The organism is Amycolatopsis pithecellobii, assembly GCF_009707865.1.
Classification (GTDB): Bacteria; Actinomycetota; Actinomycetes; order Mycobacteriales; family Pseudonocardiaceae; genus Amycolatopsis_E; species Amycolatopsis_E pithecellobii.
Window position 1 is genome coordinate 45,309 of record NZ_WMBA01000031.1, and the last position, 13,509, is coordinate 58,817.

8 protein-coding genes are annotated in these 13,509 nt (G+C 70.0%); all 8 read left to right on the forward strand.

Going from position 1 to position 13,509, the window contains the following annotated elements; genetic code table 11:
* Positions 1–9 precede the first annotated feature (9 nt).
* The gene (locus GKO32_RS19920; protein WP_154758393.1) at positions 10–1,524 is read left to right on the forward strand and encodes a catalase; all 1,515 of its coding nucleotides are present in this window, start codon (positions 10–12) and stop codon (positions 1,522–1,524) included.
* Between the two features lie 80 nt (positions 1,525–1,604).
* Positions 1,605–2,720, forward strand: coding sequence for a CapA family protein (locus GKO32_RS19925; RefSeq protein WP_154758394.1), 1,116 nt, complete (start codon positions 1,605–1,607; stop codon positions 2,718–2,720).
* Positions 2,721–2,739: 19 nt separating this feature from the next.
* Entirely contained in the window at positions 2,740–3,528 is a 789-nt protein-coding gene (locus GKO32_RS19930) for an inositol monophosphatase family protein (RefSeq protein ID WP_154758395.1), read from the forward strand.
* A gap of 63 nt (positions 3,529–3,591) precedes the next feature.
* Positions 3,592–4,158 (forward strand): superoxide dismutase family protein, encoded by a 567-nt coding sequence (locus GKO32_RS19935; protein ID WP_154758396.1) that lies wholly within the window; start codon positions 3,592–3,594, stop codon positions 4,156–4,158.
* Positions 4,159–4,270: 112 nt separating this feature from the next.
* Positions 4,271–4,687, forward strand: coding sequence for a hypothetical protein (locus tag GKO32_RS19940; RefSeq protein WP_154758397.1), 417 nt, complete (start codon positions 4,271–4,273; stop codon positions 4,685–4,687).
* Between the two features lie 10 nt (positions 4,688–4,697).
* Entirely contained in the window at positions 4,698–5,669 is a 972-nt protein-coding gene (locus tag GKO32_RS19945; protein ID WP_154758398.1) for a magnesium transporter CorA family protein, read from the forward strand.
* A gap of 195 nt (positions 5,670–5,864) precedes the next feature.
* Positions 5,865–7,820 carry a potassium transporter Kup gene (locus GKO32_RS19950; RefSeq protein ID WP_312868175.1) on the forward strand — a complete coding sequence of 652 codons (1,956 nt, stop codon included), beginning with the start codon at positions 5,865–5,867 and terminating at the stop codon, positions 7,818–7,820.
* 204 nt (positions 7,821–8,024) lie between these two features.
* Positions 8,025–13,508 (forward strand): ATP-binding protein, encoded by a 5,484-nt coding sequence (locus tag GKO32_RS19955; protein ID WP_312868177.1) that lies wholly within the window; start codon positions 8,025–8,027, stop codon positions 13,506–13,508.
* Position 13,509 lies beyond the last annotated feature (1 nt).

Here is a 13,509-nt window from a genome sequence, read left to right on the forward strand (position 1 = left end):
GAGGTTTTCATGACACAGCCGTTCACCACGACGGATGCCGGTATCCCGGCTGAAAGCGACGAACATTCGCTGACCGCGGGCCCGGGTGGTCCGATCCTGTTGCAGGACGGCTATCTGATCGAGCAGATGGCCCAGTTCAACCGGGAGCGGATTCCGGAACGGCAGCCGCACGCGAAGGGCAGCGGTGCGTTCGGCCATTTCGAGGTGACTCAGGACGTCAGCCGGTACACGAAGGCCGCGGTGTTCCAGCCCGGCGCGAAAACCGAGCTGGTGGCCCGGTTTTCGACGGTGGCGGGGGAGCGGGGCAGCCCCGACACCTGGCGGGACCCGCGCGGGTTCGCGTTGAAGTTCTATACCACGCAAGGCAATTACGACATGGTCGGCAACAACACGCCGGTCTTCTTCGTCAAGGACCCGATGAAGTTCCAGCATTTCATCCGGTCGCAGAAACGTCGTGCCGACAACAACCTGCGTGACCACGACATGCAGTGGGATTTCTGGACGCTGTCACCGGAATCGGCGCACCAGGTGACCTGGCTGATGGGAGATCGCGGTATCCCGCGCACGTGGCGTCACATGAACGGCTACACCTCGCACACCTATATGTGGGTCAACGCCGAAGGCAAACGGCACTGGGTGAAATACCATTTCAAGACCGACCAGGGCATCGAGTTCTTCACCCAGCACGAGGCCGACCAGATGGCCGCGGCGGACACCGACTACCACATGCGTGACCTGTTCGAGCACATCGCCGACGGCGACTACCCGAGCTGGACGTTGTCCGTGCAGATCATGCCGTACGAGGACGCCGAGAACTACCGGTTCAACCCGTTCGACCTGACGAAGGTCTGGCCGCACGGCGACTACCCGCTGATCGAGGTCGGGCGGATGACGCTGGACCGCAACCCGACCGACAACCACGCGCAGATCGAGCAGGCCGCGTTCCAGCCGAACAACCTGGTGCCCGGGATCGGGCCCAGCCCGGACCGCATGCTGCTGGCCCGGTTGTTCTCCTACGCCGACGCACACCGCCACCGGATCGGCGCGAACTACCAGCAGCTCCCGGTGAACGCGCCCGCCGTGCCGGTGCACACCTACTCCAAGGACGGTGCGATGGCCTACCGCACCACCACGGACCCGGTGTACGCGCCGAATTCGAAGGGCGGCCCGGCCGCCGACACCGAGCGGTACGGTTCTCCGCCGAGCTGGGAGACCGACGGCACGATCGTCCGCTCCGCCTACGTTTCGCATGCCGAGGACGACGACTGGGGCCAGCCCGGCACCCTGGTGCGCGAGGTGATGGACGACGCGGCGCGCGACCGGCTGGTCGACAACGTCGTGGGGCATCTGCTCAACGGGGTGTCCGAACCGGTGCTGGAGCGCGCTTTCGACTACTGGCACAACATCGACAAGAACGTCGGCGACCGCATCCAGGACGGGGTGCGGGCCAAACAGGGTGAGCAGGACCCGAAGGCGGCCCAGCAAGGGAACCCGGCGCGCCGCAGCATGCAAGACAAGGCCTGACTCGTCCGTTCGGAGCAAACCGCCCGCGACGGGAGGGGTGATCGCGACCCGGTGGGCGGGTAGCTGGCAGCATGCCGCGCATGCGCGTACGCCGATTGATCGCGGCTGTGACGGTGGTGCCGGTGGTGGCCGGCTGTTCGGTGTCGGCCGGGCGGCTGCCGCCGCTGCCCGCACCGCCACCGGTGACCATCCCGGCCGACCCCGGGTTCAACGTCGTGGCGACCGGTGACGTGCTGATCCATCCCGAGCTGACCGCGCAGGCGACGGCCGACGGTTCCGGGCGGCGCGACTACCGGCCGATGCTCGCCGGGATCCGCGACGTCATCAGCCGCGCCGATCTCGCGATCTGCCATCTGGAAACGCCGATCGCCCCGCCGGGCGGACCGTTCGCGGGCTACCCCGATTTCAGCGCGCCACCGGAGATCACCACCGCGCTCGCCGCCACCGGATACGACGACTGCTCCACCGCGTCCAACCACACGCTCGACCAGGGTGCCGCCGGGGTCGCCCGCACCGAGGACGCGCTCGATGCCGCGGGCGTGCGCCACACCGGGTCGGCCCGGAGTGAACAGGAAGCGCGGACCCCGCTCGTGCTCGACGTGCACGGGGTGAAGGTCGGGCATGTCGCGTTCACCTTTGGCTACAACGGCCGGAAGGTGCCGGCGGCCACGCCGTGGCTGGCCAACACCCTCGACGTGGACGCCGTGCTCGCCGCGGCGCGGGCCGCCCGCGCGGCCGGGGCGCAGATCGTGATCGTGAGCCTGCACTGGGGCACGGAGTACCAGCAGGAGGTGACCGCCGACCAGCGCCGGATCGCGCAGCGCCTGCTGAACGATCCCGCGATCGACCTGATCATCGGTCACCACGCGCATGTGGTGCAGCCGTTCGAAAACATCAACGGCAAGTGGGTCGCCTACGGCCTCGGCAACTCCATCGCCCGGCATTCCGAACCGCGTGGCACCACCGAGGAAGGCGTCATCGCCCGCTTCCATTTCGTGCCTTCGGCCACCGGGTGGAGCGTGGACCGCGCCGAGTACCTGCCGACCGTGATCGACCTCGGCCCGCCGATCCGGCTCGACCTGGCCGGCAGCCCGCAGCTGGACCCGGCTCGTGCGGCGAAAGCCTTGCAGGACACCGATTCCGTGGTACTCAGCCGCGGTGCCGCGAACGCCGGCCTGATGCGCGCGATGAACTGACCTTGCCGTGGAGGGCACGATGATCGAGATCCCCGAAGGCACCCACCCCGCGCTGGCCGCCGTCGCTCGTGCGGCCGCGACGGCGTTCCACGACGCGCGGAGCGGCCACGACCGGGCGGCGCTGGCCGAGAAGATCGGCATGGGCGCGGACGGCACGCCCACCACCCGGCTCGACCAGCTCGTCGACACCGCGGTCGCGGAAACCGCTGCCGCGCACCGGGTCAACCTGATCAGCGAGGAAATCGGGGTGGTGGACAACGGTTCCGCGGTCACCCTCGTCGTCGATCCCGTCGACGGCACCGCGAACGCCGTCGCCGGGGTTCCGCTGGCCGCGTTCGCCGGAGTCGTCGCCATCGACGGCACGGCCGTGGAATCGCTGACCACATGGCTCGACACCGGCCGCAGCTGGCATGCGAAAGCCGGGGAACGGGGGCCGTGGCGCACCAGCGGACGCCGGGAGCTCGACGGCGCCGCGGTGAACCTGCTGCGCCCGCACCCGGGGAACGAGGCGGCGTGGCTGCGGATCAGCCGTCGCGCCGGGCGGGTGCGGATCCTGTCCAGCAGCTGCATCGAAGCCGCGCTCGTTGCCCAGGGCAGCACGGATGCGTTCGCCGACGCCGGTTCCGACACCCACCGCATCATGGACATCGCCGCGGCGGCGGTGCTGGTGCCCGCCGCGGGTGGCGTGGTGATCGACGCCTTCGGCCGCACGGTCGAGATCGACCCGGACCTGAGCCGCCGCTGGTCGGGGGTGGTCGCCGCGACGCCGGAGCTGGCGGAGGAGATCGCGGCGACGATCGTGGGGTGAACTGATTTCCGATGACCGCCGTCTACCCGGTGGAATCCGGAACGCAGTACACCGAGGAGAGACATGCGCACGACCGTGGTCACCCTGACCGGCGCCGTTCTGCTGACCGCCGGGCTGGCGGCCTGTGCGACCAGCACGGCCGCGAGCACCCCGCTCACCGCAGCCGCCGTGGCCGCTCCCGCAAAGTCCGGCGCGCAGCCCGCGGCGCTCACCTACGACACCGAGCGGGTCCCCGCCGGAGCGAAACTCGGCACCTTCACGACCGTCGACAATGGACAGACGACGGTGCACCTGACCGCGAGTGGTCTGCTGCCCGGGACTCAGTACGGCTCGCATGTGCACACCAAGCCGTGTGGCGCGAAGCCTGCCGACTCGGGCCCGCACTACCAGAACGAGAAGGACCCGGTGTCGCCCAGCGTGGACCCGAAGTACGCCAACGCCCAGAACGAGGTGTGGCTCGACTTCACGACGGACTCGTCAGGCACGGCGAACGCTTCGGCGACCGTCGGGTGGCGGTTCCGGCCGGGCGAGGCCAACGCGATCGTCCTGCACGCCATGCACACCTCGACCGAGCCCGGCAAGGCGGGCGGGGCGGGCGATCGGCTGGCGTGCCTGACCGCGAAGTTCTGACGCCCGGCTGAACTCCCCGCCGCGTCAAGATGCCGTCAAAATCCGGTGTCGTGGCGCACGAAGCGCGGCAACGGCGGGAGCTGCGGGCCGGAAGTGCTCGTGCAATAAGGGTATGCGCACGTCACGTTGGCCGGCGCCGCCGGTGTCCGGCAGGTTCGGGTTTCCGCTGGGGTTCGCCGCGGGGATCGGGGCCACGATCCTCATGGTCGCGGCCGGGGCGACCGCGCGGCCCGGCTGGTCGGTGGCCATGCTGGTGGTCGTGGTGGCCGGCATCGCGGCACTGAGCACCCCGGCCGCCGCGTTCGGTACGGCGGTGCTTGCCTGGTGCCTGCACGACGGGTTCGTGCTCGGCCGGCACGGGAACCTGGTCTTCACCCCCGCCGCCGGGGCCGTGGCCGCGATTTTCGCCGGCGCCGCGCTCGTCGCGATCACCATTGCCGCGCTGGTCCGGTTGTCGCGGCGGATGACCGCCCCGGCGGTGCCGGCCCCACGTGTGGCGAGGGAAAGCCTGGCGCGCCTGCCACACTAGGGTGGCGCGCATGGCTCGCACGAGGCTTTACCGCGACGGTGTCCTGGAGGCGGAAAACTTCCCCGTCGCTGACGTATCCGACCATCTTGCCGACACCGGGGCCACGGTGTGGCTGGACATGTGCGGCCCCACGGAGGAAGACCTGGCGTCGATCGCCGAGGAACTGAACCTGCACCGGCTCGCCGTCGAGGACGCCGTGCACGAACATCAGCGGCCCAAGCTCGACCGGTACCAGACGCACGCCTTCCTCACCGCGTACGCCGTGCGGCTGGACACCACGACCGGGATGCTCGGCAAGTTCGAGGTCGCCGCCTTCCTCACCGAGGGCGCGCTGGTGACGGTCCGCAAGGACGAAGGGTTCGCCATCGACGAGGTCGTCGCCCGCTGGGACGGCGCGCAGGACCTGGCCAAAGGCGGCGTCGGTTTCCTCGTGCACGGCCTGCTCGACTACGTGGTCGACAGCCACTTCGACGCCGTGCAGACCCTCGACGAGGAGATCGAGGCGCTGGAGGATCTCGTGTTCGCCGACAACGCCGATCACAAGGAGATTCAGCGCCGGTCGCTGCACCTGCGCAAGAGCCTGGTCACGTTGCGCCGGGTGGTGCTGCCGATGCGGGAGGTCGTGAACACCTTGATGCGCCGCGATCTGCACATCGTCGACGACATGCTGATGCCGTACTACCAGGATGTCTACGATCACGTGCTGCGCGCCACCGAATGGACGGAATCGTTGCGGGACCTGGTCACCACGATCCGCGAGACCCAGTTGAGCCTGCAGGGCAACCGGCTCAACACGGTCATGAAGAAGGTCACCAGCTGGGCCGCGATCATCGCCGTGCCCACCGCCGTGACCGGTTTCTACGGCCAGAACGTGCCGTACCCGGGCTTCGACAAGCTTTGGGGCTTCTGGGCTTCCACGATCGCGATCGTCGCACTGGGCGGTGGGCTCTACGTAGCCTTCCGGCGCCGCGACTGGTTATGAGAGCGATGAGATGGCTTTGCGTCGCGGTCAATATCCGCGCGAGTTGCGCGTTCCCGGTGCGCGAGTTGCGCGTTCCCGTCGCACGCAACGCTCGACTCGCGCGCACGCAACGCTCAACTCGCGCGGGCCTGGGCGCGCGGTAGTGTCCGCGTCGGTGCGCGGGGGACACGCCGCCCGCGCGGAGGAGGGCGTGCGGTGGCCGATCGGCAGCAAGTGACCACACCGGACGTGACGGCGCCACCCGGCGGTCACGGCGCACCGGACAGCGCCCGGCTCGCGCTGGTCATCGGTGCGCTGGGCGTGGTGTTCGGCGACATCGGCACCAGCCCGATCTACACCCTGCAGACGGTGTTCAACCCGGCCGACCCGCATCCCGTCCCGGTCAGCACGCAGAACGTGTTCGGCGTGGTGTCACTGGTGTTCTGGTCCGTGATGATCATCGTCACGGTCACCTACGTGCTGCTGGCCATGCGCGCCGACAACGACGGCGAGGGCGGCATCATGGCCCTGATCACCTTGCTGCGGCGGTGGCGCGGGCAACGCGGGCGCCGCGCCGCGCTCGTGCTCGCCGGGGCCGGCATCTTCGGTGCATCCCTGTTCTTCGGTGACAGCATGATCACCCCGGCGATCTCGGTGCTGTCGGCCGTGGAAGGGCTCAAAGTCGTCCAGCCATCGCTGGAGGAACTGGTCGTGCCGATCACCGCGGTGATCATCGTGCTGCTGTTTTTGTTCCAGCGCAAGGGAACCGCGGCGGTCGGCCGGGTGTTCGGGCCGGTGATGATCCTGTGGTTCACCGTCATCGGCGTCTGCGGGATCGGCGGTATCACCAAGAACCCGCGCATTCTGGAAGCGCTTTCACCGACCTACGCCATCGGCTTCGCGGTGCAGCACTTCGGCATCGCGTTCTTCGCACTCGCCGCGGTCGTGCTGGCCGTCACCGGCGCCGAGGCCCTGTATGCCGACATGGGACACTTCGGCCGCAAGGCGATCACGCGCGGCTGGGTTTTCCTGGTATTTCCCGCTTTGACCCTCAGCTACCTCGGCCAGGGCGCGCTGATCCTCGAGGACCCGGCGAACATTTCCAGCCCGTTCTTCCTGCTGGTGCCCGGCTGGGGCCGAATCCTGATGATCGTGCTCGCCACCGCGGCGACCGTGATCGCCTCCCAGGCCGTGATCACCGGCGCGTATTCGGTGACATCGCAGGCCGCGCAGCTCGGTTACCTGCCGCGGTTGCGGATCGCGCACACCTCGGCGTCCACCATGGGCCAGATCTACGTCCCGTGGATCAACTGGCTGCTGATGGTTTCGGTGCTGACGCTGGTTTTCGCGTTCCGCAGCTCGGCGGCGCTGGCGTTCGCCTTCGGTATGGCGGTGACCGGCACGATCACCATCACCACCGTGCTGTTCTTCTTCATCGCCCGGGAGAAATGGCGCACCCCGGCGTGGCTCGCCGGGATCGGCGCGACCGTGCTGCTGGTGGTGGATCTGCTGTTCCTCGCCGCGAACTTCACCAAGCTGCTGCACGGGGCGTGGCTGCCGCTGCTGATCGGCCTGACCGCGTTCACGATCATGATGACCTGGCAGCACGGTCGCCGGATCGTGACCGCGGAACGCGAACGGCGCGAAGGCACGCTGGCGGAGTTCGTGGAAAAGCTGCGGAGCAAGAAGGCCCTGATCCGGCGGGTGCCCGGCACGGCCATCTTTCTCAACCGTGGCAAGGAAACCGCACCGCTGGCGCTGCGGGCCAATGTGGACCACAACCATGTGCGGCACGAGCACGTGGTGATCGTGGCGATGGAGACCGAGCCGGTGCCGCGGGTGCCGGAGGATCAGCGGGTGGTCGTCGACGACCTGGGCTACCGCGACGACGGGATCACTCACGTCACCGTCCGCTTCGGCTATATGGAGTCCCCGGACGTGCCGCGGGCGCTGCGCGTGCTCGACCCCGACGAGACCGAGGGCAGGCTGGATCTGGCGAACGCGTCCTACTTCCTGTCCACGATCGAACTGCGCCGTGGCACCGAACCGACGATGGCGTCGTGGCGGAAGCGGTTGTTCATCGCGACCTCCTACATCGCCGCGGATGCGGCCGAATACTTCAACCTGCCGCGCGAGCGCACCGTGATCATGGGCTCCCATATCGAGGTCTGACGCCGGCCGTGACCAGGCTCTCACCGCGGGCGACCCCGGTGCCGCCGGGGGAGTGCCAGGTCAGGCTCGGCGTTTGGAGGGTTCCCACAAAAAACGCCGTCCGGCACGCAACATGGCCGATGAGCACATACCGGCCGGTAAGCGGAATGCTGGACGGCGGCCAAGCTGCCACGTTCCGTCGTCGATTTTTGTGAGGCTCGTTCGGTGTTCAGTCGTGTCGCGATCGTCAACCGGGGAGAGGCCGCGATGCGGCTCATCCACGCCGTCGGTGAGCTCAATGCGGAGGGCGGGCCGCGGATCGAGACGGTCGCCCTCTACACCGACGCCGACGCCACGGCCACTTTCGTCCGCGAGGCCGACCTGACCTACGACCTCGGGCCCGCCTCGGCGCGCCCGTATCTCGATCTCGAGGTGCTGGCGCGTGCGCTGACCGAGACGGGCGCCGACGCGGCGTGGGTCGGCTGGGGGTTCGTCGCCGAGGACCCGGCGTTCGCGCAACTGTGCGAGAAGCTCGGCGTGACCTTCATCGGCCCCGGTCCGGATGCGATGCGCAAGCTGGGCGACAAGATCGGCGCCAAGCTGCTCGCCGAGGAGGTCGGTGTCCCGGTCGCGCCGTGGAGCCGTGGCCCGGTCGAAGATCTCGGCGCGGCGCTGCGCGCGGCCGAGTGGATCGGCTACCCGTTGATGCTCAAGGCGACCGCGGGCGGTGGTGGCCGCGGGATCCGCGTCATTACGGGTCCCGACGAGCTCACCGAGGCCTACGAGCGCACCAGCCTGGAGGCCGAGCGCGCGTTCGGCAGCGGGGTGGTGTTCCTCGAGCGCCTGGTCACCGGGGCGCGGCATGTCGAGGTCCAGGTGATCGCGGACGGTCAGGGCACCGCGTGGGCGCTGGGCGTGCGCGACTGTTCCGTGCAGCGGCGCAACCAGAAGATCATCGAGGAGTCGGCCTCGCCGGTGCTGGGCCCGGAACAGGTGGCCGAGCTCAAGGCGTCGGCGGAACGCCTCGCGGTCGCCGTCGGCTACCGCGGCGCGGCGACCGTGGAGTTCCTGTACCACCCGGCCGACAAGCTGTTCGCCTTCCTCGAGGTCAACACGCGGCTGCAGGTCGAGCACCCGATCACCGAGGCCACCACCGGGATGGACCTGGTCAAGGCGCAGCTGCAGGTGGCATCGGGCGGGCGGCTCACCGGCACCCGGCCCACCGAGACCGGGCACGCGATCGAGGCACGGTTGAACGCCGAGGATCCCGACCGTGACTTCGCACCGGCCCCAGGCCGGATCGCGCTGCTGGATCTGCCGGCGGGCCCGGGGATCAGGGTGGACACCGGGGTCAGCGAGGGCGACGTGATCCCGGCCGACTTCGACTCGATGATCGCGAAGATCATCGCCTACGGCCGTACCCGCGACGAGGCCCTGTCCCGGCTGCGGCGCGCGATGCGGGAGACCACCGTCCTCATCGAGGGCGGCACCACGAACAAGAGCTTCGTGCTCGACCTGCTCGGCGAGCCCGAGGTGATCGACGGAAGCGCCGACACCGGCTGGATCGACCGTGTCCGCGCCGAGGGACGCCTGGTGTCGCACCAGCATTCCGGCGTCGCGCTCGCCGCCGCGGCGATCGAGGCGTACCAGGACGAGAAGCAGGTCGAATTGCAGCGGCTGCTGGACACCGCGCACGGCGGGCGGCCGCAGGTGCAGCACGAAAGCGGCCGCCCCGTGGACCTCAAGCTGCGCGGCGCCGGCTACCGGGTCACCGTCGCCGAAACCGGACCCGGCCGCTACCGCGTCGGGTTCGTCACCGGGGACGACGTGCGGACCGTCGACGCCGAGCTGGAGCGGTTCGACGAGCACACCGGGCGGATCCGGCTCAACGGGCAGCCGTTCCGCCTGGTCACCGGCACCCACGGGCCGATCCACCTGGTCGAGGTGGACGGGGTCACGCACCGGATCAGCCGCGACGAGGGTGGTGTGGTGCGGTCCCCGGCGCCCGCGCTGGTGGTCGCGACGCCGGTCGCGGCCGGTGACGAGGTGGAGGCGGGCGCGCCGCTGCTGGTGCTGGAGAGCATGAAGATGGAGACCGTGCTGCGGGCCCCGTTCCGCGCGCTGCTGCGGGAATGCGTGGTCTCCGTCGGCAGCCAGGTCGGGACCGGCGCGCCGTTGCTGCGCCTGGAACCGCTCGACGACACCGCCGCCGAAACCTCGTCCGACACCGGGGCGGTCGAGCTGGACCTGCCCGCCGAACCCGTGCCCAGCGCGGAACAGCGCGTCCGGCAAGGCCTCGCGGATCTGCGCAGCATGCTGCTCGGGTTCGACCTCGACCCGCGCGACGGCGGGCGTACGGTGAAGCACTACCTCGCGGCTCGCGCCGAGTTGCCGCAGCGACCGCTGGACGCCGAGGTCGGCCTGCTGGAGGTCTTCGCCGACCTGTCGGAGCTGTCCCAGAACAAGCCGGTCGGCGAGGAAACCGAAGTCCACACGCGGGTGCACAGCCCCCGCGAGCACTTCCACGCCTACCTGCAAAGCCTCGACGCCGAGCGGGCCGGGCTGTCGGAAACCTTCCAGGGCCGGCTGACCCGGGTGCTCGGGCACTACGGCGTCGATGGTCTGGACCGCACGCCCGCACTGGAAGAGGCGGTGTTCCGGATCTTCCTCGCCCAGCGGCGGGCCGGTGCGGACGCCGCGGTGATCACCTCGGTGCTGCGGCAGTGGCTCGAGGAGGCGCCGCCGCGCGGGGCGCTGCGGCAGACCGTCGGGCAGGCGCTGGAGCGGCTGATCGTGGCCACGCAGCTGAGGTTTCCCGCGATCGGGGACCTCGCGCGCAGCCTGGTGTTCCGCTGGGCCGCCCAGCCCCTGCTGCGGCGCAACCGCGCCGAGGTCTACACCCGGGTGCGCCGCCATCTGCGTTATCTGGACCAGCATCCGGACGCGCCCGACCGCGACGAGCGGATTGCCGAGATGGTCGCCAGTCCCGAACCGCTCGTCCGGTTGCTCGGTCAGCGCATGACCCGCCCCGGCGAAGATCCGGGCGCGCTGCTGGAAGTCATCAGCCGGCGTTACTACCGCGAGTACCGGCTGTCCGGGGTGCGGTGTGCGCCGGAGGGGGAGCGGCCGGTCGTCACCGGCGGGTTCGAGATCGACGGCCGCCGGATGCGGTTGCTGTCCACGGTCGCGGACTTCGATGACCTGCCCGAGGCGCTGGCGACCGTGGCGCGACTGGTCGGAACCGAGCCGGACGCAACGGATTCCGTCGCCGACGTCTACCTGACCTGGGCCGGTCAGCCTGCCGACGCCGAAGAAATGGCGAGGCGGTTGCACACGGTGCTGTCCGCCGTCGCCCTGCCCACGCGGCTGCGCCGGATCACCACCACGGTCGCCGGCAGCACCGGTGCCGTGCCGCACCACCACTTCACCTTCCAGCCCTCGGCCGAAGGGCTCGGCGAGGACAGGCTGATCCGCGGCCTGCACCCGCTCATCGCGGAAAGCCTGCAGCTGTGGCGGTTGCGGCAGTTCGACCTCACCCGGCTGCCCTCGGCCGACGAGGACGTGTCGCTGTTCCGTTGTGTCGCACCGGAAAACCCGGCCGACGAGCGGCTGGTCGCGATGGCACAGGTGCGTGACCTGACCCCGCTGCGCGACGACGCGGGCCGGATCCTCGCGCTGCCCGCCGTCGAGGGCGCGCTCGGCGCGTGCCTCGACGCGATCCGCAAGGTCCAGGCACAGCGCCCGGCGAAGAAACGCTTGGACACCAACCGGATCGTGCTGTACGTGTGGCCGCCGAGTGACCTCAGCCTCGAGGACCTGGAGGCGGTCGCCCGGCGGGTCGTGCCCACCACGGCCGGTGCCGGGGTCGAGGAGGTGCTCGTCCTCGGCCGCCGCCGCGACGCGGAAACCCGGCAGCTGCGCCCGATCGCGGTGCGCGTCTCCTATGACGTCGCCACCGGCGTCCGGCTGGAACCCACCGAACCGCCGGCCGAGCCCATTCAGCCGCTCGACGACTACGGCCAGAAGGTGTTGCGGGCGCGGCGCCGCGGCACGGTCTACCCGTACGAGCTGGCGGGCATGATCGCCGGCCCCGGCGGGGCGTTCACCGAGTACGACCTCGACGACAAGGGCGTGCTGGCGCCGGTGGACCGGCCGAAGGGGCTCAACAAGGCGGCCATCGTCGCGGCTGTGGCGACCACGCCCACCGAGCGTTACGCCGAGGGCATGACGCGCGTGGTGCTGCTCGGCGACCCGACGAAGGCGCTCGGCGCACTGTCCGAACCGGAATGCGCGCGGGTCATCGCGGCGCTGGATCTGGCGCAGCGGCTGGGAGTTCCCCTCGAGTGGTACGCGCTGTCGGCGGGCGCGCGGATCGCGATGGACTCGGGCACCGAGAACATGGACTGGATCGCCGCGGCACTCAAGCGGATCGTCGAGTTCACCCAGGACGGCGGTGAGATCAACATCGTGGTGGCCGGGATCAACGTGGGTGCCCAGCCGTACTGGAACGCCGAGGCCACGATGCTCATGCACACCAAGGGAATCCTCGTGATGACCCCGGACTCGGCGATGGTGCTGACCGGCAAGGAGGCGCTGGACTTCTCCGGTGGCGTGTCGGCCGAGGACAACTTCGGCATCGGCGGCTACGACCGCGTGATGGGTCCCAACGGCCAGGCCCAGTACTGGGCGCCGGACCTGCGCGCCGCGCACCGCGTGCTGCTTTCGCACTACGACCACAGTTACGTGGCGCCGGGCGAAACGGGTCCTCGCCGGGCGGTCACCACCGACCCGGTGGACCGCGACGTGTCGGCCTTCCCGCACGCGGTGGTGGGCAGTGATTTCACCACGGTGGGCCAGATCTTCTCCCGCGAGACCAACCCGGACCGCAAGAAACCGTTCGACATCAGGACGGTCATGCGGGCACTGTCCGATCAGGACCATCCGGTGCTGGAACGGTGGGCGGGCATGGCCGACGCGGACACCGCGGTCGTGCAGGACGTGCACCTCGGTGGCCGTCCGGTGTGCCTGGTGGGCATCGAGTCGCGATCGGTGCCGCGGCGCGGGTTCCTGCCCACCGACGGGCCGGACGCCTACACCGCGGGCACGCTGTTCCCGCGCTCGTCGAAGAAGGTCGCGCGGGCGATCAACGCGGCGAGCGGGAACCGGCCGCTGGTGGTGCTGGCGAACCTGTCCGGGTTCGACGGGTCGCCGGAGTCGCTGCGCAAGCTGCAACTGGAGTACGGCGCGGAGATCGGCCGCGCGATCGTGAACTTCCGTGGTCCCATCGTGTTCTGCGTGATCTCGCGGTATCACGGCGGCGCGTTCGTGGTGTTCTCGAAGACCCTCAACCCGGGCATGACGGTGCTGGCCGTGGATGGCTCGTACGCCTCGGTGCTGGGCGGCGCGCCCGCCGCGGCGGTCGTGTTCGCCGCCGACGTCAACGGCCGGACCGCTCGTGACCCGCGGGTGACGGAGCTGGAAGCTCAGCTCGCGCCGGCCGAGGGCGCGCAGCGGGCCGCGCTCGTCGCCCGGCTGGCGGATGTCCGGGCATCGGTGCGGGCGGAGAAACTGGGCGAGGTCGCGGCCGAGTTCGACGGGGTGCATTCGATCCAGCGGGCCCAGCAGGTGGGCTCGGTGGACGCGATCATCCGGCCGGAAGAGCTGCGGCCACAGATCATCGCCGCCGTCGAACGGGGACTGGCCCGGTGAC

Bases quoted from the DNA above. Each gene is read 5' to 3' on its own strand.
- GKO32_RS19930 (WP_154758395.1), top strand. From the start codon at position 2,740: ATGATCGAGATCCCCGAAGGCACCCACCCCGCGCTGGCCGCCGTCGCT.
- GKO32_RS19920 (WP_154758393.1), top strand. From the start codon at position 10: ATGACACAGCCGTTCACCACGACGGATGCCGGTATCCCGGCTGAAAGC.
- GKO32_RS19945 (WP_154758398.1), top strand. From the start codon at position 4,698: ATGGCTCGCACGAGGCTTTACCGCGACGGTGTCCTGGAGGCGGAAAAC.
- GKO32_RS19925 (WP_154758394.1), top strand. From the start codon at position 1,605: ATGCGCGTACGCCGATTGATCGCGGCTGTGACGGTGGTGCCGGTGGTG.
- GKO32_RS19940 (WP_154758397.1), top strand. From the start codon at position 4,271: ATGCGCACGTCACGTTGGCCGGCGCCGCCGGTGTCCGGCAGGTTCGGG.
- GKO32_RS19935 (WP_154758396.1), top strand. From the start codon at position 3,592: ATGCGCACGACCGTGGTCACCCTGACCGGCGCCGTTCTGCTGACCGCC.